The organism is Streptomyces sp. NPDC096311, from assembly GCF_044763085.1.
Taxonomy (GTDB): domain Bacteria; phylum Actinomycetota; class Actinomycetes; order Streptomycetales; family Streptomycetaceae; genus Streptomyces.
Genome location: NZ_JBIWFN010000005.1, coordinates 461,765 through 481,926 on the forward strand (window position 1 = coordinate 461,765; position 20,162 = coordinate 481,926).

Genomic DNA, 20,162 nt, shown 5'->3' on the forward strand with positions numbered 1-20,162 from the left:
GGATGTCCGAAGGAGTGGTCGACGGCCGCGTCGTGGTCGTCACCGGTGCAGGCAACGGCATCGGCCGGGCACACGCCCTGGCCTTCGCGGCGCACGGGGCGAAGGTCGTGGTCAACGACCTGGGCGGCGCACGCGACGGCGGGGGCGGCTCGGCCGGGCCCGCCCAGGCCGTGGTGGACGAGATCGTCGCGGCCGGAGGCGAGGCCGTGGCCAACACGGACGACATCTCCACCTGGGAGGGCGCCGGCAGTCTCATCAAGCAGTCCGTGGACACCTATGGCGGCCTGGACGTGCTGGTCAACAACGCCGGCATCCTGCGCGATCGGATGATCGTGTCGATGACCGAGCGGGACTGGGACAGTGTGCTCGCCGTCCACCTCAAGGGCAGCTTCGCCACCCTGCACCACGCGGCCGCGTACTGGCGCGAGCGGGCCAAGGCCGGTCACGCCAACGATGCCCGGGTGATCAACACGACCTCGCCGTCCGGCATCTTCGGCAACCCGGGGCAGTCCAACTACGGCTCCGCCAAGGCCGGAATCGCGAGCCTCACCGTCATCGCGGCGGCCGAACTCGCCCGCTACGGCGTGACGGTGAACGCCATCGCGCCCACCGCGCTCACCAGGCTCACCGAGGACATCGAGATGATGCGGCGGGCCGCGGAGAGCCAGGACCTCACCCCGGAGGCCATCTCGCCGCTCGTGGTGTGGCTGGGCTCGGCGGCGTCGCGGGAGGTCACCGGTCGGGTCTTCGGCGTCGTCGGCAACCGGATCACTGTCCTGGAAGGCTGGGTCAACGGCCCCGGCGCGAGTGCCGAGACCCGGTGGACGCCTCAGGAGCTGACCTCCGTCGTCCCGAACCTGGTGGCCAAGGCGGCGCCGAACGCGGACGCTCTCGGCAACCGGAACGGGGCGTGAGATGACCACGGACGTGACATCCACCGGGCGGCCCGTCGCCGAGGGCCTGTTCACCTGGCCGCCCTCCGCGGCCGCACCCACCCGGCTCATCGGCTCCGAGTGCACGGCCTGCGGCCTGGTGAGTTTCCCGGCCGCCCCGGACTGCGTCAGGTGTGCGAGCACGGAGTCGAAGCAACGGCTGCTCGCGGACCGCGGGACGCTGTGGACGTACACGACCCAGAACTTCCGCCCGCCGTCCCCGCCGTACGACGGCCCCGAGGACTTCGAGCCCTACTCGGTCGGGTACATCGAACTCCCCGGCGAGCTGCTGGTCGAGGCCCGCCTCACCGAACCGGACCCGCGCAGACTGCGCATCGGCCAGCCCATGCGGCTGACGCTCGTGCCCTACACCGTGCGGGACGACGGCACCGAGGTCCTCACGTTCGCGTTCACCCCGGCCGAGGAGGAGACAGCATGACCGAGGCCGTCATCATCGGCGTGGGGCTCCACCCCTTCGGGCGGTTCCCCGGCAAGCCGGCACTGGACATGGGCGCGGACGCGGTGCGCCTCGCACTCACCGACGCGGGCGTGAACTGGCCGCAGATCCAAGGCGGTTACATCGGCAGCTATGAGGTCGCCAACCCGGACGCGATCGTGGGCCGGCTCGGTCTGACCGGAGTCCCGCTGCGCGGGGTCTTCAACGGCTGCGCCACAGCCGGTACGGCGATCGCGCTGGCCGCCCGAGCCATCGAGACCGGCGAGCACGACCTCACCATCGCGATCGGCCTGGACAAACACCCGCGCGGAGCCTTCGCCGCCGACCCGTCCGTCGCCGGCATCCCCTCCTGGTACGGGCAGACCGGGCTCTTCCTCACCACCCACTTCTTCGGCATGAAGATCAACCGCTATATGCACGAGCACGGCATCTCCCACGAGACGCTCGCCCGCGTGGCCTCGAAGAACTTCGGCAACGCGGCCGCGAATGAGAAGGCCTGGCGCCGCACCCCGCTCACACCGGAGGAGATCCTCGCCTCTCCGGTCCTCAACTACCCCTTGCGGCAGTACATGTACTGCGGTCCGGACGAGGGCGCCGCCGCCCTCGTGCTGTGCCGTGCCGATCAGGCCCACAAGTACACCTCGACGCCCGTACGCGTCCGCTCCACCGCCCTGCGCAGCCGCAGGCTCGGCGCCTTCGAGGTGCAGAGCCCGTCGTTCCCGGTCGGCGAGGTCGTCGAGAGCCCGACCGTGGACGCCTCCCGGGCCGCGTACGAGCTGGCGGGCATCGGACCCGAGGACGTCGACGTCGCCCAGCTCCAGGACACCGACGCCGGATCCGAGGTGATCCACATGGCGGAGAACGGCCTCTGCAAGGACGGCGAACAGGAGCGCCTCATCGCCGAGGGCGCCACCGAGATCGGCGGCCGTCTCCCGGTCAACACCGACGGCGGACTGCTCGGAAACGGGGAGCCGATCGGCGCGTCCGGGCTGCGCCAGATCCACGAGATCGTCCTCCAATTGCGCGGGACGGCCGGGGCCAGGCAGATCCCCGGTACACCCCGTGTCGGCTACACCCACCTGTACGGCGCGCCGGGCGTGTCGGCGGTGACGATCCTCTCCACCTGACAGCGGAGCGAACGCGATGACACCCGACGACATGCAGGACTTCGCCGCCGAAGCGCGCCGCTTCCTCGACGCGCACGCGAGGAAGGCCCCCGACCGTGCCGCCGTCACCTGGGGTGAGGGCGACGATTCAATGGCGTACTTCAGCAGTCTCCCGCCCGAGGAGGAGGCGGAGGAGGTGCGACGGGCACGCGAGTGGCAGCGGACCCGCCACGAGAACGGCTTCGGTTGGATCACCGGCCCGCCCGAGTACGGCGGCCGGGGCCTGACCCCCGTCCACGACCTGCTCTACGACGCCATCGAGTCCGAGTACGCCGTCCCCGACACCGGCGTGCTCGGTGTCGTCGGCCTCGGCATGATCGGACCGTCGATCCTCGCCCACGCCCAACCCCACATCAAGGAACGCTGGTTGCCCGCGATGTACCGCGGGGACGCCATCGCCTGCCAGCTGTTCAGCGAGCCCGGCGCCGGATCCGACCTGGCGAGCGTGGCGACCCGGGCCGTCCGCGAGGGCGAGGACTGGGTGCTCAACGGGCAGAAGGTGTGGACCTCGGTCGCCCAGCACAGCGAGATCGGCCTCGCGCTGACCCGCACGGACCCCGACGCGCCCAAACACCGTGGGATCACCGCCTTCCTGGTCCCCCTGGACGCGCCCGGCGTCGAGGTCCGGCCGCTGCGGCAGATGACGGGCGGCGTGGACTTCAACGAGGTCTTCCTCACCGACGTCCGCATCCCCGACGACCACCGCCTCGGCGAGGTCGACGGCGGCTGGACGGTCGCCCTGACCACGCTGATGAACGAGCGCAACACGGTCGGCAGCGAGGGCGCCGGCCCGGTGGCCGCCGCCCTGTCCCCGGAGCACCTCTCGGCGCTCATGCGCGCCACCTGGACCTGGGACGACCGAGCCCTGCGCGGACGCCTCGCCGAACTCCTGGTGGACGCCATGGCCACCGGATATCTCAACGACCGCGCCCAGCGCACCCTGCGGGCGGGGATCGCCCCCGGCCCGGAGAGGTCCGTCGCCAAGCTGATGTACGGTCAGAACCTCACCAGGGCTGCCCACTTCGTCTCGGACTGTCTCGGCCCGCGTCTCATCGCGGACACCGGGCAGTGGGGCACCTACGCCTGGTCCGAACTCCTCCTGGCCACACCGGCGTTGCGCATCCTCGGCGGCACCGAGGAGATCATGAAGAACATCCTCGCGGAACGCGTCCTCGGCCTGCCCAAGGAGGCACGCGCATGAACGCCGACGAGAACGAGCTGAGGGAACTCCGGGCATCCGTACGAGAGTTCCTGGAGGTCAAGTCCCCGGAGGAAGCCGTACGCAAGGTCATGGAGAGCGAGCCGCGCTTCGACCTCGACGTGTGGGCGCAGGCCGCCGACCAACTGAGGCTGCCGGGCCTGGCGATCCCGGAGGAGTACGGCGGGGACGGCTTCGGACCTGTCGAACTGGGCGTTGTACTGGAGGAGATGGGCCGCGCTCTGTTCTGCGCCCCCTTCTTTGCCACCGTCGTCCTCGCCGCCCAGGCCCTGCTGGCCTCGGGGGACGGCGCGGCCTGCGCACGCCACCTGCCCGGCATCGCGGCCGGACGGACCACGGCGACCCTCGCCGTCGCCGAGGAAGGCGGCTCCTGGGACCCCGCCCTGATCTCCGCGCGTGCCGTGCCGGACGGGGACGGAGGCTGGCAGCTGAGCGGCCGCAAGTGCTTCGTCATCGACGGTACGACGGCCGACCTGATCCTCGTCGTCGCCCGCACCGTGGCCGGTCCCTCGTTCTTCGCGGTGGACCGGACAGCCCGAGGGGTGACGGCCGTGGCGATGGAGACCCTGGACGCCACCCGGGCGATGGCCCGGCTGACCTTCGACGCAGTGCCCGCGACGCCCGTGGGCGCGGACGGGGCGGGCGGGCGCATCATGGCCAAGGTCCTGGACATGGCCTCGGTGGGGCTGGCCGCCGAACAGGCGGGCGGGGCGCGCAGGTGCCTGGAGATGAGCGCGGAGTACGCCCGTACCCGGCACCAGTTCGGCCGGCCGATCGGCTCCTTCCAGGCCGTCAAGCACAAGTGCGCCGACATGCTCGTCCAGGTGGAGCTGGCGGAGGCGTCCGCCCGGGAGGCGGCACGGCTGGCCGCCGAGGGGGCCGCGGACTTCCCGGTCGCCGCAGCCGTGGCCCACGCGTGCTGCTCACGGGCGTACATGTTCGCGGCGATGGAGAACATCCAGGTCCACGGCGGCATCGGCTTCACCTGGGAGCACCCGGCCCACCTGTACTTCCGGCGGGCCAAGTCCTCACAGCTGCTGTTCGGGGGGCCGGCCGTCTATCACGAGCGGTTGCTGGACCGGCTCGGGATCTGACGGCCGCGAAACGAACGAGAAGGCCCCGGCTCCCCCGGGGCCTTCTCCCGTGTCTGTGACGGTCAGCTGCGCGCCACCTCGCCCAGCAGTGCCTTCGCGATGATGACCTGCTGGATCTGGCTGGTGCCCTCGTAGATGCGGAACAGGCGGGCGTCACGGTAGAAGCGCTCGACGGCGACCCCGCGCATATAGCCCGCCCCGCCGTGGACCTGCACCGCGCGGTCCGCGACCCGCCAGACCATCTCGCTGGCGAAGTACTTCGTGCAGGACGGGCCGATCTTGGTGTCGGTACCGGCGTCGAAGGCGCGCGCGGCCTCCAGGACCGTGGCGCGGCCGGCGTAGTAGTCGGTCTGCGAGTCGGCGATGAGGCCCTGGACGAGCTGGAAGGAGCCGATCAGCTTTCCGGACTGCTTGCGGGTGCTCGCGTACGCGACCGACTCGTCGACGAGGCGCTCGGCCATGCCGACCATCAGCGCTGAGATATGGACCCGTCCGTGCGCGATGCAGCCCATCGCCGTGGAGAAGCCCCGGTTGAGCCCGGCTTCGCCGCCGACCAGCGCGCCGGCCGGTACGCGTACGTCGTCGAAGTACACGTCCGCCGTCCAGGCGCCGAACTGGCCCATCTTGTGGTCCTGGGGAGCCACGGTCAGGCCCGGGGTGCCGGCCGGGACCAGGAAGGTTGAGATGCCGCGGGTACGCGGGGCGTCGGGGTCGGTGCGCGCGAAGACCATGAAGACGTCGGCGAGCGGCGCGTTGGTGATGTACCGCTTGGCCCCGTTGATCACCCACGCGTCGTCTTCCAGGTGGGCGCGCGTGGTGAGCGTCGAGGGATCGGACCCGGCGTCGGGCTCGGTGAGCGCGAACGACGCCAGGACTTCACCCGAGGCGATCCTCGGCAGCCACTCGGCCTTCTGCTCCTGAGTGCCGCCGACCATCAGGACGTGCCCGGCGATGCCGTTGTTCGTCCCGAACATGGAGCGCAGAGACGGGGTCGTGTACCCGAGCTCGAACATCAACTGGGCCTCTTCGTACATCGACAGACCCAGCCCGCCGTACTCCTCGGGCAGCGCGAAGCCGAACAGCCCCATTTTCTTGGCCGCCTCGCGGATGTCCGCAGGCATCTCGTCCTTCTCGTCGATCTCCGCCTCGAGCGGCACGACACGCTCCCGGACGAAACGCCGGACCTCGGACAGCACCGCGCTGAAGTCAGCCGCGTCCATGTCGACTCCCTCTTACCTTCACTGATCTGTATCTGTCTCATCCGGCCGATTCGCGGGCCTGTAGCACACGGCCAGCAGCGCCGCCGCGGTCGCCGTGCCGACTCCCGCGGCCAGCAACGCGGGCCCCGCGCCCGCACGTTGGCGTCGCAGCAACCCGTCGAGCGAGTAACGGCCGTTACCAAGCGCCGCCAGGGCGACGGCGGCTCCGCCCACGACACCGGCGTACTCCCAGCCGCCCTTGAAGACGAAGAAGCCCTTGCCCCGGTGGTCGGTCCGGGCAGCCACGGTCATGAGGCCGACGGCGGCCGCCGCCGGGAGGGGGCCCGCCGCTCCCAGGGCGATGCCGACGCCCGCCGCCATCTCGGTTCCGGCCGCCATACGGGCGTGCACCTCGGCAGGCTTGAGACCGAGCGCCTCGAACCAGCCCGTGGTGCCCTTGAGTCCGCCCGGCCCGGCGACCTTGTTCCAGCCGTGGGCGAAGAGCATCGGCCCGAGCGTCGCGCGCAGGACAAGGGCGGCGACGTCGTGTCCCCGCCCCTTCACTGGCCCACTCCCGTGGCCCGGCCCGCAGGAGCGACGCCGTACAACCGCGGTACGGCGTCGACGAGTTCCTCGTAGGTGAGCGCCTTGCCGGACTCGCTGGGGTGGACCGCGGCGACGGTCCAGCCCTGGAGGCGGTTGAGCCTGTTGCCCTCGATGCGCAGGACCTGGCCGGTCAGCCAGGCCGAGCTGTCGGAGGCCAGGTAGACGACGACACCGGAGGCGTTGGCGGGATCGCGGGGATCGAAGCCGTCGGTGGCCTGAAGGGTCTCGCCGACGGACAGCCCGTCCGTCATCCGGGTGGCCGCGATCGGCGAGATGGCGTTCGCGGTGACGCCGTACTTGCGCATTTCCAGCGCGGTGAGGACGGTGAGCCCGGCCGTCCCGGCCTTCGCGGCACCGTAGTTGGACTGGCCCTGGTTGCCGAACAGACCCGTCCCGGACGTCGTGTTGATGACGCGGCCGGCGACGCGCTCCCCCCGCTTCGACGCCTCGCGCCAGTACGCGCACGCGTGCCGGGTGAGCGCGAAGGTGCCCTTGAGATGGACCGCGATCACGGCGTCGAACTCGGCCTCGGTCATCGAGAACAGCATGCGGTCGCGCACGATGCCCGCGTTGTTGACGATGACGTCCAGCCGGCCGAACTCAGCGACCGTGTCCGCCACCATCGCCTCCGTGGCCGCCCAGTCGGTGACCGACGCGTGGTTGGCGACCGCCCGGCCGCCGAGCTTGGTGATCTCCGCGGCCACGTCGTCGGCGGGGGAGTCCCCGGTCCGCTCGCCGTGCACGCCCGCGCCGGGATCGTTCACGACCACGGTCGCGCCGGCCTCGGCGAGCGCCAGACAGTGCGCCCGGCCCAGGCCTCGGCCACCGCCGGTGACGATGGCGACCTTGTCGTCGAGGATGCCCACGCCGTACCTCCTAGGAAGATGTGTCGGGTCGGTCGAGTTCGCGCAGTACGTCGTCGGTGTGCTCGCCGAGCGTCGGCGCGCCGGAGCGCGGCTTGTCGTCCACGCCCCAGAAGCTCACCGGAGTGGCCACCGTCCGCAGCGGCGGCCCGTCGCCCATCCCGGGCTGCTCGACGAACGCCCCCACGGCCTCCGCCTGCGGATCGGCGGACACCTCCGCCAGCGTCTGCACGGGCGCCCACCACACGCCCTCGGCGTCGAACCGTGCCGCCCACCGGGCCAGCGGCTGCTTGGTGAACTCCTCGTCGAAAATGGCGATCAGCTCACGTACGTGGCCGCGCCGGGCCTTGCCGGTCGCGAACCGCTCGTCGCTCTCCAGGTCGGGGCGCCCGAGCGCCTTGACGACTCCCGGCCAGTGCCGGTTGCCCTCCAGACCGACGAGCCAGAACCAGCGGTCGTCGGCGGCCCGGTAGCAGTTGTAGAGCGGGGACTCGTGCTCGCTGCGGTGGCGGGTACGGCCGCGCTTGCCGAAGAAGTTCTGCAGGGCGAGGTCGTTGCCGTTCGCGTATGTCCCGGACCGGAGCAGCGACACGTCCACCACGCCGCCCTCGTCGGTGCGTTCGCGACGCAGCAGCGCGGCCAGCATGCCCGCCACCAGGTTGGCGGCGGCGGTGCGGTCGCCAAGTCCGGGGCGGATACCGGGCGGTGGCTCACCGGCCGGGTTGAGCATGCCGGCGATGCCGGGCCGGGCCCAGAATGCGGAGACGTCGTACCCGGCCCGGTCGCGTTCCTCTCCCGTCCAGCCGTAGCCGGTCAACGTGCCGACGACCAGGCGGGGATGGCGGGCGCGCAACTCGTCCGGGGCCAGCCCCAGCCGCTCCAGCGCACCCGGGCGGAGGTTGGTGACGAAAACGTCGGCGCGCTCCAGCAGCCGTTCCAGAACGTCCTTGCCGTCCGGCGAGCGCAGATCGAGCACGATCCCGCGCTTGCCACGGTTGTCGGTCTCGAACGGGGGTGCGCTGTCGACATCCTGGCCGACGTGCCGGAGCGTGTACCGATTCGGGTCCCCGGTCGGTGCCTCCACCTTGATCACGTCCGCACCCCAGTCGGCGAGCATGGTGGCCGCGGCCGGTGCCGCCACCCACATGCCCAGCTCGACGACAGAAATGCCTTCCAGTGGCCGCACGGCCCACCTCCAGATACGTCGGGACGCCTGCTACACGCCGCGGAACTCGCCCGGGCGGCGCTCACGGAAGGCCTTGAGACCTTCCTCCCGGTCCTCGGTGGAGAACAGCACCGAGACGGTCTCGCGCTCGTACGCGATCGCGGTCTCCAGGCCCATGCCGAGCCCGTGGTCGATCAGCCGCTTGCCCGCCGCGAGTGCGAGCGGCGCCCCGGCCGTCAGGGCACCGGCCAGTTTCTCGGCGGCGGCCAACGCTCCACCGGGTTCGGCCAGTTCGTTGACCAGTCCGAGCTGCCAGGCGCGCTCCGCGTCGATCGGTTCGCCGGTGAGGATCATCTGCTTGGCGATCGCCGGCGCCACCAGGCGCGGCAGCCGCTGCGTACCGCCCGCACCCGGCAGGACGCCCAGCTTCATCTCGGGCAGGCCGAGCCTCGCACCCCGCTCCACCACGCGCAGGTCGCAGGCGAGCGCGAGCTCCAGGCCCCCGCCGAAGGCGAATCCGTGGACGGCCGCGACCGAGGGCTTGGGGAAGTCCTCCAGGAGCGCGTACGCCTCGGTCAGACGTCCCACGAACGCACGGAACTGCCCGGGTGCCGTGAACGACTCGATCTCGCCGATGTCGGCGCCGGCCGAGAAGGCCCGGCCCGCGCCGGTCACGACCAGGGCGCGGACGTCGTCGTTGTCGCGGACGTCGTTGAGCGCCTGGGTCAGCTGCTTCACGGTCTCGGAGCCGACGGCGTTGAGCTGTCCCGGACGGTCGAGCGTCAACACGGCGATTTGGTCGCGGAGTTCGACGCGCAACACGATGGTCACCCCCTCAGACCATCGTCAGGCCGCCACTGACCGAGAGCGTCTGCCCGGTCATGTAGGCGGCGTCGTCGGACGCGAGGAAGGCCACCACACCGGCGATCTCGGCGGGCTGGGCGACGCGGCGCAGCGGGATCGCCCGCACCGTCGCGTCGTACATCTTCTGGCTGTACTCGGCGACCTGCCCGAGCAGCGCGGTCTCGGTCGGCCCGGGACAGACGCAGTTCACGGTGATGCCGTACCGGGCGACCTCGCGGGCGAGGGCCTTGCCGAAGGCGATGACACCACCCTTCGTCGCGGAGTACACGACCTCGCCGGACGAGCCGACCCGCCCGGCGTCGGAGGCGATGTGGACGATCCGGCCGCCGCCGCGCTCGATCATCGGGTCGAGCACCGCCCGCGTCATCGTGATCGTCCCGCGCAGGTTGACGGCGATGATCCGGTCCCAGGTCTCCTCGTCGCTGTCGACGAACCGGCCGATGACGTCCACGGCCGCGTTGTTGACCAGCACGTCCACCGGGCCGAGCTCGGCGCTCACCCGCTCCACGGCCGCACGCACGGCCGCACTGTCGGAGATGTCCGCGCCGACCGAGGCCGCGCGCACCCCGTACCGCTCGGTGAGCCCGGCCGCGACCTTCCCGGCGGCCTCCGCGTCCACGTCACAGACCGCGACCGAGGCCCCCTGGGCGGCCAGCGCGTCGGCGATCGCCTCGCCGATGCCCCGTCCCGCCCCGGTGACGAGCGCCATCTTGTCCCGTACGCTCACGCGTCCTCCCTCGCCCAGATCCAAAAACAGCGCTATCGTATAACTACTTCAGCTAAATAAGCGAGATGCAGAGCACGTGAGATGCAGGAGCGGAGTCGAGCATGCGCCGTACGATCTTCACCGAGGAGCACGAGCTGTTCCGGGAGACCGCCCGCTCCTACTACCTGCGGGAATGCGTCCCGCACACCGAGGAGTGGGAGCGCGAGGGGCAGGTCGACCGGGCCGCGTGGGCGGCCGCGGGCAAGGCCGGACTCATCGGCTGGCAGTTCACCGAGGAGTACGGCGGCCAGGGGATCTCGGACTTCCGCTACAACGCGATCATGGCGGAGGAGATGGCGGCCACGGGCGCGGTCGGCATCGGCCTCGGCCTGCAGAACGACGTCATCCCGCCCTATCTGATGAACCTCACCACCTCGGAGCAGAAGGCCCGTTGGCTCCCGGGCGTGATCAGCGGTGAGACGATCTGCGCGCTCGCGCTGTCCGAACCGGCCGCCGGATCCGACCTCAAGGGCATCCGCACCACCGCCCGCAGGGAGGGCGACGAGTGGGTGATCGACGGCTCCAAGACCTTCATCACCAACGGCATCCTGGCCGACCTGGTCATCGTCGCCTGCAAGACCGATCCGGACGCCGGGCACAAGGGCATCAGCCTGATCGTCGTCGAGCGCGGCACCGAGGGCTTCGAGCGCGGACGCAAACTCGACAAGGTCGGGATGAAGGCCCAGGACACCGCCGAACTCTTCTTCCGCGAGGTCCGCGTCCCCGCCGGGAACCTCATCGGTCAGGAGGGGCGCGGTTTCTACCACATGATGGGCAACCTCCCGACCGAGCGGCTCGCCATAGCCGTCGCCGCGCTCGCCTCCGCCGAGCGGGCCTTCGGGGTCGCGCTCGGATACGCCAAGGAGCGCACCGCCTTCGGCCGGCCCATCGGCGAGTTCCAGGCCAACAGGTTCGCCCTCGCCGACATCAAGGCGAAGCTGGGGGTCGCCCGGGTCTATCTGGACGGCTGCATCATGGCCCTGGTCGAGGGGGAGCTGACGGCCGAGGAGGCCGCCGCGGCCAAGTACTGGACCACGGAGACCGGCTGGGAGGTCATCGACCGCTGCATGCAGCTCTTCGGCGGCTACGGCTATGTCAACGAGTACGAGATCGCCCGCATCTGGCGGGACAGCCGGGTGCAGCGGGTGTTCGGCGGCACCTCGGAGATCATGCAGGAGATCGTCGGACGGTCGCTGGGGCTGTGAAGTGAGCGGCCGACCCGGTGCAGAGCATTGATTGGTTCGGCTAAATAGGTTATCTATTTAAGCTGTACGGATGTGGTGGTGGCGGGCTCCAGGAGGCACTGTGGTCACGGTCGATGTGAAGCTGCACCAGGAGCGGGCCGAGAAGGACCTGCCGCGACCGCGGCTCGTCATCGGCGGCAAGGATCTGCACGACACCAGCGGTGGCCTGTACGAGCACATCAACCCCGCGACCGGGCTCGTCCAGGCCCGTATCCCGCTCGCGGGGCCCGCCGAGGTGGACCGGGCCGTGGCCGCCGCCCGCCGGGCCTTCGAGGTGTGGGGAACCATGCGCCCCGCCGAACGCCGCCGTCTGCTCACCCGCTTCGCCGGGCTGCTGCGCGACCACATCCCCGACTTCGCGGCGATCTGCCCCCTGGAGAACGGCGTCTGCATCGGCGGCTGGGCCGAGAACGTCGGACCGCACGTCGCCGAGTGGACCGAGTACTACGCCGGCTGGGCGGACAAGGTCGAGGGCATGGTCGGCGCGGCCTACAGCCCGCACGAGAACGTCGAGTACACGATCGCCGAGCCCTACGGCGTCATCGGCCACATCATCACCTGGAACTCGCCCGCGCTGTCCCTGGCGATGAAGGTCCCGCCCTCGCTCGCCGCCGGGAACACGGTCGTCATCAAGCCGGCCGAGTCCACCCCGTTCTCCGCCCTGCTCTTCGCCGACCTGGCCCGCGAGGCGGGCATCCCCGACGGCGTGATCAACGTCGTCACCGGACTCGGCGACGCGGGCGAGGCACTGGTGGCACACCCCGGCATCGACAAGATCTCCTTCACGGGCGGGCCTGCCACCGCGCGCCGCATCATGGCGACCGCCGCCCAGAGCCTCAAGCCCGTCCTGTTTGAGCTGGGCGGCAAGTCCGCCAACCTGCTCTTCGCCGACACCGACCTGGACACCGTCGTGCCGTACTGCGCGGCCTTCGCCATGAGCAACACCGGCCAGGGCTGCGCGCTGCCCACCCGTCTGCTCGTCGAGCGTTCGATCTACGACGAGGTCGTCGCGCGCGTCACCGCAGTCGTCGCCCACCTGCCCTTGGGCGACCCGCTCGACCCGACGACCTACGTCGGGCCGCTGATCGACGAAGCCGCCCGCGACCGGGTGCAGGGCGCGATCGACCGGGCGATCGAGGCCGGCGCGGGCCGACTCGTATACGGCGGCGAACGCATCGAATCCGACGGCTGGTTCGTCACCCCGACCGTCTTCGCCGACGTCGACAATCGCAGCGACCTCGCCCAGCAGGAGATCTTCGGGCCGGTCCTCGCCATCACCCCGTTCGACACGGAGGACGAGGCCGTCGCCCTCGCCAACGACACCGAGTACGGACTGTCCGCCTACATCCAGTCCCGCGACATCGCGCGCGTCAACCGTCTGGTGCCGCGCCTGAAGGCCGGGACGGTCTACGTCAACCCCGGCCCGAACCCGATCACTTCACCCGCCACGCCCTTCGGAGGCGTCGGCATCAGCGGGTTCGGACGCGAGGGCGGCAGGGCCGGGCTCGACGAGTTCATCCACGTCAAGGGCGTCGGCGTCGGCCGCGTCTGACACCTTCCGAAGTCCCTGGAGCCAACAGCATGCATCCCGCCCGCCGCCTGACGTTCGGCGACATCATCCGCGAGCACCGCAGGTCCCACCCCGACGGCGTCGCCCTCGTCGACGGCGACATCCGGCTGACCTGGCCACAGCTCGACGAGCGCACCAACCGACTCGCCCACGCCCTCACCGACGCGGGCGTCGGCTCCGGCGACCGGATCCTGTGGCTGGGCCAGAACTCCTTCCGGATCTGGGAGCTGCTCGGCGCCGCCGCGAAGATCGGCGCGATGGTCTGCCCCGGCTACTGGCGCTGGGCGGCCCCCGAAATGGCGTTCGCGGTCGAGGACTTCGACCCCCGGGTCGTGGTCTGGCAGGACGAGGAGATCGGCGACACCGTCCGCAAGGCACGGGCCGAACTGGGCACCGAACAACGGGCGTTGTGGCTGCGGCATGACGTCGAAAGCGCTGCGAGCGCTGGGAGCGCTGAGCGCCCCGACTCCTACGAGTCCTTCCTGGCCGCCGGCTCCCCCGAGGACCCGTCCGCCGACGTCGACCCCGACTCCGCACTCCTGGTCATCTACACCGCGGCGATCTCCGGACGGCAGTCCGGCTCGACGCTCTCGCACCGCAACCTCCTCGCCATGGGAGCGAGCGGCGCCTGGATGGGAGACATCGGCACCGAGACCGCCTTCCTCGGCGCCGGGCCGATGTTCCACATCGGCAACTACCAGTTCTGGGGCGTCCCGGCCTTCGTCCACGGCGGCAAGAACGTGATCGTGCGCCGCGTGGTCGCCGAGGAACTGCTCCCGCTCCTGGCGACGGAGCAGTGCACCCACGCCTATCTGATGCCACCGACCATCGCGCAGCTCGTCGCGCTGAACCGCGATGCCGGACACGACCTCTCCCATCTGCGGGCGAGCGTCGCCGCACCCCTGTGGCAGGGCACCGTGCCCACCGACACCAGCCGCTTCACCCGCAACGGCGGCGGCGAGGGCCGCGGATACGGACAGACCGAGGTGACCGGCTTCGCCGTGACCGGCGCCTACGGCGGGACGGGCACCGGCAACGCGGGACGCCCGGGCCCCTTCACCGCCGTACGCATCCTCGACAGCACCGGACAGGAGTGCGCGATCGGGACGGCCGGCGAGATCTGCGTCCGCGGCGACCTCGTGCACCTTGGCTACTGGAACCGGCCGGAGATCAACGAGGAGCGCTTCCGCTTCGGCTGGTGGCACACCACCGACCTCGGCCGGCGCGAGAGCGACGGCACGATCAGCTTCCTCGGGACGACGACCCGCATGCTCAAGTCGGCCGCCGAGAACATCTTCCCCGCCGAGGTCGAGAACTGCATCGAAGCGCACCCGGCCGTCAAGGAGGCAGCCGTGATCGGCGTGCCCAACGAGCGCTGGGCGCAGGACGTCAAGGCGGTCGTCGTGCTCCACCAGGGCGCCGAGCCGGTCACGGCGGCGGACGTCATCGAGCACTGCCGGGCGCGGATCGCCTCGTACAAGAAGCCCAAGACGGTGGAGTTCATCGACGCGCTGCCGCGTACGAAGGACTTCACGAAGGACTACGAGGCGCTCGACGAGCGCTTCGGCGGGGGCGGTTATCCCGGCGGCGACACGCTCGGCGCGGGACGGTGAGGCCGTGATGGACGGACGACAGCCCGTCGTCGTCGGCGTGCACGCCACTGAGCAGGCACTCTCGTTGCCGCACCGCGACGCCATGGATCTCGCCCTCGAAGCCGTGCGGGGCGCCGTCCAGGACGCCGGGCTGACGCCCGCGGACGTCGACGGTGCTCAGGTCGACTGGCCCGGGCCGGGCGGCGTGCCCGGCGAGGGCAGCTCCTGGGCGCGCATGCTCGGCAGGGACCTGCGCTGGACCAGCGACTCGATGCTCGACAACGCCGGCTCGCGAGGCCTGCTGAAGGCGGCGGCAGCGGTCCGGGCCGGGTTCGCGGACACCGTCGTGGTCGGCGGCTGCAAACTGGTCTCGCGCGGCGCGGGCCCGGTCGGGGCCGGGGTGCCGCTGGAGTTCGCCGATGTGTGGGGCAGCTATGTCGTCGCCCAGTTCGCGCTGGTGGCCGCCCGGCACATGCACGAGTACGGCACGACCTCCCGCCAGCTCGCGGAGGTCGCCGCCACGGTCCGCAACAACGGCACGACCAACCCCGAGGCGATGATGTACGGCCGTGGCCCGTACACCGCCGACGACGTGCTTGCCTCCCGCATGGTGGCCACCCCCTTCCACCTGCTGGACTGCTGCATCGTCGGAGAGGGTGGCGCGGCGCTCGTCGTGACCACGGCCGAGCGGGCCCGGGACCTGCCGCATCCGCCCGTCGCCGTACTCGGCGGCGGCATGGAGTACCACCAGGCCGCCTACGCCAACCCCGCGCTGCACCGGGAGGTCGGCCAGCTCGGCCGCGACGCCGCGACGCGCGCCTACGCGATGGCCGGAGTGAGCCCGCACGACGTGGACGTCTTCTCCCTCTACGACCCCAACTCCTTCGAGATCATCCGGCAGTTGGAGATCCTCGGACTGTGCGGGGAAGGGGAGGGCGGACCGCTGGCCGCGAGCGGTGCCATCGCCGTCGGCGGCAAGCATCCCGTCAACCCGGACGGCGGCTGTCTGGCGTACGCCTGGAACGGAACACAGCAGATGACCCTCAAAGTCGTGGAAGCCGTACGGCAGTTGCGCGGCACGGCGGTGCACCAGGTCGACGGCGCGGAACTCGCGGTCGTCGGCAACGCTGGCTCGGGAGCGCAGCACTACGAGATGAGCGTGCTGGGGAGGACGCGATGAGCCGGCCCGTACCCGTCCCCACCGAGCTGTCCCGGCCGTTCTGGGACGCGGCCCGGCGCGGCGAGCTGGTCGTCCCGCACTGCCCGACCTGTGACCTGCGCTTCTTCGTCCCCGAACCGGCCTGTCCCGGCTGCATGGCACGGGACTGGCGGTACGCGCCCAGCGCGGGCCGGGGGACCGTCTACTCGGTGACCGTCGTGCACCGGGCGCCGGGCCCCGGCTTCGACACACCCTTCGCGCTGGCCGTGATCGACCTCGACGACGGGGGCACCTTGCTCTCGCACGTGGACGCCGGAGACCCGGATGACGCCGTCATCGGGCAGCGCGTACACGTGGACTTCCGCGCCCTCACCGACGAGATCGCACTGCCGTACTTCGTACCGGAGAACACTCACTGAGGGCGGAGGTGGACGCGGTGGCGAACACGCCGGTACGGGTCCCCAAGATGGCCGAGCTGGTGGCGGCACGGTTGCGCCGGATGATCGTGCGCGGCGAACTGGTCGAGGGCGACGCGCTGCCGTCCGAGACGGCGCTCATGGAGGAGTTCGCCGTCTCCCGGCCGACGCTGCGCGAGGCGTTCCGGGTGCTGGAGTCGGAGTCGCTGATCAACGTGCGCCGGGGTGCCCGGGGCGGGGCGCGGGTGCAGGTGCCGGAGGGAACGGTGGCGGCCCGCTATGCCGGGGTGGTGTTGGAGTACCGGGGGACGACCCTCAAGGACGTGTACGACGCCCGTACGGTGATCGAGGCGCCGTGCGCCGGGCTGCTGGCCGAGCGGCGCACGGACGAGGACCTTGAGCGGCTGCGGGCCGCCGTCGCCGAGGCCGAGGGACTGATGGACGACCCGTCGGCGTTCATCCGCGCCCACATGGAGTTCCACGCCCTCGTCGTCGAACTGGCCGGCAACGAGACGCTCAGCGTCCTCAACGGCATGGTCCGCCACATCATCGACCAGGCGAACTGGTCCCACGTCGACCTCGACGCCGGCAGTCCCGAGAACATCCGGGCCAACCGGCGGGGCTTCCGCGCCCACGGCGCGCTCGTGGACCTGATCGCGGCGCGCAGGGGCGAGGCCGCCGAGGAGCTGTGGCGGGTCCATCTCCAGGAGGCGGAGGACTACCTGCTGCAGAACAGGTCCATGACGACGGTCCTGGACCTGCTCGGCTGACACATCGTCAAGCAGTGTGCAGCTCCTGCACGATGGGCTCCCAAACCTCGGCGTCGATGTCGTACGCGGTGTAGAAGGAGACCCGGTCGACGAGCTCCCCGTACCGGCGCCGGATCTCGCCCGCCACCTGTTCCGGCTCCGCCACCACCGCGAAGGTGTGCAGCACGTCGTCGTCGACGAGCCGGCCCATCGCCTCCCACTTGTCCTCGCGGGCCGACTTCGAGAGCGCGTTGAGCTCGTCGCCGAGTTCGCCCCAGCCGTGCAGTTCGAGGACCCCGCGATAGGCGGGTGTGCTGCCGTAGAAGGCGATCTGCCGGCGGGTGCCGTCCACCGCGCGGGCCATCTCCTCCTCGGTGCGGCCGGTCGCGGTCAGCAGCAGATGGGAGACCGAGAAGGCGTCGCGGGTACGGCCGGTGGCCGCGAGGCCCGCCGCCACGGTCGGCAGCGTGACCTCCCGCAGATAGCGCTCGGTGGTGAAGCCGTGCGCGAGGAGCCCGTCGGCGACCTCGCCCGCCACCCGGGTCATCGCCTCCCCGACGGCGGCCACGAACACCTCCGGCGCGCCGCCGGGAGCGGGCGGGGGAGAGAAGAAGGGAGCCATGAGCGTGTGTGTGTAGAAGTCGCCGCGGAAGTCGAGCTTCTCGCCCTCGTTCCACGCGGCCCAGATGGCGTGCAGCGCGCTCACGTACTCCCGCATCCGGGCCGCGGGCCGGCTCCACGGCATCGAGAACCGCCGCTCGATGTGCGGCTTGATCTGGCTGCCGAGACCGAGGACGAAACGGCCGCCGGAGTGCGTCTGCAAGTCGTGTGCGGTGTAGGCGAGTTGCATCGGGGAGCGGGCGAAGGCGACCGCGATGGCGGTGCCGACCTCGAGACGGTCGGTGTGTTCGGCCGCGAGCAGCAGCGGCAGGAACGGGTCGTGCTTGGACTCGGACGCCCACAGGCCGTCGTAGCCCGCCTTCTCGTGATGGCGGGCCTCCTCCACGACCTCCGCGGTACCCCACACGCTGAGCTTGCCGTCGACCTTCATACCGCTCCCTCGACTGCGGTCGCTGTGACCGCGTCCAATCCGATGCGCTGGGCGAGCAGTTCCCGGTGGTACGCCGGGTCGCCGAACAGCAGTTGTGACGTCTTGGCCCGCTTGAGATACAGATGGGCCGGGTGCTCCCAGGTGAAGCCGATCCCGCCGTGGACCTGGATGTTCTCCGTCGTCGCTTTGAGGCAGGCGTCGGAGCAGAACGCCTTGGCCAGGCTCGCCACCGCGGGCAGCTCAGGGGCCTCGCTCTCGGCGGCGAGCAGGGCATAGTGCGCCGCGGCACGCGCCGACTCCACCTCCAGCAGCACGTCGGCCAGCAGATGCTTGACGGCCTGGAAGGAGCCGATGGGCCGCCCGAACTGGTTGCGTACCTTGGCGTATTCCACCGCCATGTCGAGCGTGCGGGAGGCCACCCCGACCTGCTCGGCGGCCAGCGCCACCGCGGCCCGGTCCAGGACCTCCCGGACCAGATCCCAGCCGTCGCCGTGCGTCCGCAGCCGGGTCGCCGGTACGTTGTCGTAGCCGAGGCGCGCCTGTCGGCGGGTCGGGTCCATCGTGGGCAGCGGCTCACGCGTCAGCCCGGGTGCGTCGCCGTCCACCCAGAAGACGCCGATCCCGTCGTCGGTCCGGGCCACGGTCAGAACGACATCGGCGCTGGCACCGTCGAGGACGAACATCTTGTGTCCGTCCAGCAGCCAACTCCCGGCCGATTCACGGGCGGTGAGCCGCACTCCGGGCTCGTCCCACCGGGCGGAGTCCTCGGTCAGGGCCAGCGTCGCGACGAGCTCGCCGGAGACCAGCCCCGGCAGCAGGCGCTTACGGGCCTCCTCGTCGGCCGAGCGCAGCAGCGCGGTCGTCGCGAGCACGGCCGAGGACAGGAAGGGCGCGCACAGCAGCGCTCGGCCCATTTCCTCCATGACGACGCCCACTTCGACCGGCCCGCACCCGGCGCCGCCGTACTCCTCGGGTACGGCCAGCCCCTGAAGCCCCAGCTCCGATCCCATCCGGCGCCACAGCGCCCGGTCGAAGCCCTCCGGGGTCTCCATCAGGCGCCGCACCTCGGTCTCGGGCGAGGTGTCCGCGAGGAACGCCCTGACCGTGCCCCCCAGTTCCTCCTGCTCGTCGCTGAAGGCGAAGTCCATGCCTCGGTGCTCCTCTCCGGTTCAGCGACGACTCCGCGACGCGATGATCTTCTCTACCGCGGCTATGTGGTCCGGTCCGTGCATGGTGTCCCGCTCGGCGAGCAGGGCCGGTTCCATCACGGTGTCCAGGGCCTGCTCCAGGTGCCGGTTGACCGCGCGCTTGGTCTCGCGCAGCGCCTGCGCGGGCAGCGCGGCCAGCCGTCCGGCCAGGTCCATCGCCTCGTCCAGGAGCTTGTCCCTGGGTACGGCGCGGTTGGCGATGCCCAGCCGGACCGCGTCCTCCGCGCTCACCCGGTCGCCCAGGAACAGCAGCTCCTTCGCCCGGGTCAGCCCCACGAGCAGCGGCAGGACGTAGGCGCCGCCGTCGCCCGCGACGAGTCCGACCTGGACGTGCGGGTCGGCGACGTAGGTGTCGTCGGCGATCAGGACGAGGTCGCTCAGCAGGGCCAGGCTGCAACCGAGGCCGACGGCGGGGCCGTTGACGGCCGCGATCACCGGGAGCGGGCAGCGGACCAGGCCGGTGATGATCCGCCGGGCCTCCTCGACGTTCTGCTCCCGGAAGGCGCGGTCGCGCTGGACGCGGGTCATGATGTCGAAGTTGCCGCCGGCGCTGAACGCGCGGCCGCGCCCGGTGAGCACGATCGCCCGTGCCTCGGGGTCGGCTGCGATCTCGTCCCACACGGACGCGAGTCCGGTGTGCAGCTCCTCGCTCATCGCGTTCAGCTGCTCCGGCCGGTTCAACTCGACCATCCGGACCGGCCCGACGGCCGTCACCACCAGATCGGTCGTCTCCAGATCCGTCATCTCCACCGCCATCATCGCCAGCGTTCACGAACGAGTTAGTAGAGTTGAATGCTATAACTAATTAAGCTTTCTGGAAACCGGCCCGTGGAGTGACGGAG

The 20,162-nt window shown here is 71.0% G+C and carries 20 protein-coding genes; 11 read left to right on the forward strand and 9 right to left on the reverse strand.

What is annotated here, in order from left to right; translation table 11 throughout:
• Window positions 1–2 precede the first annotated feature (2 nt).
• Genes ACIRA5_RS16320 through ACIRA5_RS16340 form a run of 5 tightly spaced genes read left to right on the forward strand, consistent with a single transcriptional unit; the run spans window position 3 to window position 4,868 of the window.
• Window positions 3–914 carry an SDR family oxidoreductase gene (locus tag ACIRA5_RS16320; RefSeq protein ID WP_403691238.1) on the forward strand — a complete coding sequence of 304 codons (912 nt, stop codon included), beginning with the start codon at window positions 3–5 and terminating at the stop codon, window positions 912–914.
• 1 nt (window position 915) lies between these two features.
• On the forward strand, window positions 916–1,371 hold the full coding sequence (locus ACIRA5_RS16325; RefSeq protein ID WP_403691240.1) for a Zn-ribbon domain-containing OB-fold protein: 456 nt from the start codon (window positions 916–918) through the stop codon (window positions 1,369–1,371).
• Complete coding sequence (locus ACIRA5_RS16330; RefSeq protein ID WP_403691242.1) at window positions 1,368–2,516, forward strand: thiolase family protein; 1,149 nt, start codon at window positions 1,368–1,370, stop codon at window positions 2,514–2,516. Before ACIRA5_RS16325 ends, ACIRA5_RS16330 begins: the two co-directional genes overlap by 4 nt.
• Window positions 2,517–2,532: 16 nt before the next feature.
• Entirely contained in the window at window positions 2,533–3,756 is a 1,224-nt protein-coding gene (locus ACIRA5_RS16335; RefSeq protein WP_403691243.1) for an acyl-CoA dehydrogenase family protein, read from the forward strand.
• The gene (locus ACIRA5_RS16340; RefSeq protein ID WP_403691244.1) at window positions 3,753–4,868 is read left to right on the forward strand and encodes an acyl-CoA dehydrogenase family protein; all 1,116 of its coding nucleotides are present in this window, start codon (window positions 3,753–3,755) and stop codon (window positions 4,866–4,868) included. The genes ACIRA5_RS16335 and ACIRA5_RS16340 overlap by 4 nt, the downstream gene beginning before the upstream one ends.
• A gap of 62 nt (window positions 4,869–4,930) precedes the next feature.
• Here the strand turns inward: ACIRA5_RS16340 and ACIRA5_RS16345 are convergent, their stop codons facing one another.
• From ACIRA5_RS16345 to ACIRA5_RS16370, 6 genes are read right to left on the reverse strand one after another with little or no spacing between them, the layout of a single operon-like run.
• A complete protein-coding gene (locus tag ACIRA5_RS16345) occupies window positions 4,931–6,088 on the reverse strand; it encodes an acyl-CoA dehydrogenase family protein (protein WP_403691246.1) in 1,158 nt (385 codons plus the stop codon).
• Window positions 6,089–6,106: 18 nt separating this feature from the next.
• Complete coding sequence (locus ACIRA5_RS16350) at window positions 6,107–6,631, reverse strand: DoxX family protein (protein ID WP_403691248.1); 525 nt, start codon at window positions 6,629–6,631, stop codon at window positions 6,107–6,109.
• Window positions 6,628–7,539, reverse strand: a complete 912-nt coding sequence (locus ACIRA5_RS16355; RefSeq protein ID WP_403691249.1) for an SDR family NAD(P)-dependent oxidoreductase — start codon at window positions 7,537–7,539, stop codon at window positions 6,628–6,630. The genes ACIRA5_RS16350 and ACIRA5_RS16355 overlap by 4 nt, the downstream gene beginning before the upstream one ends.
• Before the next feature lie 10 nt (window positions 7,540–7,549).
• Complete coding sequence (locus ACIRA5_RS16360) at window positions 7,550–8,722, reverse strand: CaiB/BaiF CoA transferase family protein (RefSeq protein WP_403691251.1); 1,173 nt, start codon at window positions 8,720–8,722, stop codon at window positions 7,550–7,552.
• A 30-nt stretch (window positions 8,723–8,752) separates the two neighbouring features.
• Window positions 8,753–9,532 (reverse strand): enoyl-CoA hydratase/isomerase family protein, encoded by a 780-nt coding sequence (locus ACIRA5_RS16365; protein WP_403691252.1) that lies wholly within the window; start codon window positions 9,530–9,532, stop codon window positions 8,753–8,755.
• Between the two features lie 4 nt (window positions 9,533–9,536).
• Window positions 9,537–10,292: an SDR family NAD(P)-dependent oxidoreductase gene (locus ACIRA5_RS16370; RefSeq protein ID WP_403691253.1), complete on the reverse strand. Its 756-nt coding sequence runs from the start codon at window positions 10,290–10,292 to the stop codon at window positions 9,537–9,539.
• A 101-nt stretch (window positions 10,293–10,393) separates the two neighbouring features.
• Between ACIRA5_RS16370 and ACIRA5_RS16375 the strand changes: the two genes are divergently transcribed.
• The 6 genes from ACIRA5_RS16375 to ACIRA5_RS16400 all read left to right on the forward strand — a co-directional run bounded on the left by ACIRA5_RS16375 (window position 10,394) and on the right by ACIRA5_RS16400 (window position 17,082).
• The gene (locus ACIRA5_RS16375) at window positions 10,394–11,536 is read left to right on the forward strand and encodes an acyl-CoA dehydrogenase family protein (RefSeq protein ID WP_403691254.1); all 1,143 of its coding nucleotides are present in this window, start codon (window positions 10,394–10,396) and stop codon (window positions 11,534–11,536) included.
• Between the two features lie 100 nt (window positions 11,537–11,636).
• A complete protein-coding gene (locus ACIRA5_RS16380) occupies window positions 11,637–13,127 on the forward strand; it encodes an aldehyde dehydrogenase family protein (protein WP_403691255.1) in 1,491 nt (496 codons plus the stop codon).
• A 29-nt stretch (window positions 13,128–13,156) separates the two neighbouring features.
• On the forward strand, window positions 13,157–14,758 hold the full coding sequence (locus ACIRA5_RS16385; RefSeq protein WP_403691257.1) for an AMP-binding protein: 1,602 nt from the start codon (window positions 13,157–13,159) through the stop codon (window positions 14,756–14,758).
• Window positions 14,759–14,765: 7 nt separating this feature from the next.
• The gene (locus ACIRA5_RS16390) at window positions 14,766–15,917 is read left to right on the forward strand and encodes a thiolase family protein (protein ID WP_403691258.1); all 1,152 of its coding nucleotides are present in this window, start codon (window positions 14,766–14,768) and stop codon (window positions 15,915–15,917) included.
• Window positions 15,914–16,315, forward strand: coding sequence for a Zn-ribbon domain-containing OB-fold protein (locus tag ACIRA5_RS16395; RefSeq protein ID WP_403691259.1), 402 nt, complete (start codon window positions 15,914–15,916; stop codon window positions 16,313–16,315). Before ACIRA5_RS16390 ends, ACIRA5_RS16395 begins: the two co-directional genes overlap by 4 nt.
• Window positions 16,316–16,332: 17 nt before the next feature.
• Complete coding sequence (locus ACIRA5_RS16400; protein ID WP_403691261.1) at window positions 16,333–17,082, forward strand: FadR/GntR family transcriptional regulator; 750 nt, start codon at window positions 16,333–16,335, stop codon at window positions 17,080–17,082.
• A gap of 7 nt (window positions 17,083–17,089) precedes the next feature.
• Here the strand turns inward: ACIRA5_RS16400 and ACIRA5_RS16405 are convergent, their stop codons facing one another.
• The 3 genes from ACIRA5_RS16405 to ACIRA5_RS16415 are packed head-to-tail and all read right to left on the reverse strand — an operon-like array spanning window position 17,090 to window position 20,064.
• Window positions 17,090–18,112 (reverse strand): TIGR03617 family F420-dependent LLM class oxidoreductase, encoded by a 1,023-nt coding sequence (locus ACIRA5_RS16405; RefSeq protein ID WP_403691263.1) that lies wholly within the window; start codon window positions 18,110–18,112, stop codon window positions 17,090–17,092.
• On the reverse strand, window positions 18,109–19,260 hold the full coding sequence (locus tag ACIRA5_RS16410; protein WP_403691264.1) for an acyl-CoA dehydrogenase family protein: 1,152 nt from the start codon (window positions 19,258–19,260) through the stop codon (window positions 18,109–18,111). The genes ACIRA5_RS16405 and ACIRA5_RS16410 overlap by 4 nt, the downstream gene beginning before the upstream one ends.
• Window positions 19,261–19,281: 21 nt before the next feature.
• Window positions 19,282–20,064: an enoyl-CoA hydratase/isomerase family protein gene (locus tag ACIRA5_RS16415; RefSeq protein ID WP_403691265.1), complete on the reverse strand. Its 783-nt coding sequence runs from the start codon at window positions 20,062–20,064 to the stop codon at window positions 19,282–19,284.
• Between the last annotated feature and the right edge of the window lie 98 nt (window positions 20,065–20,162).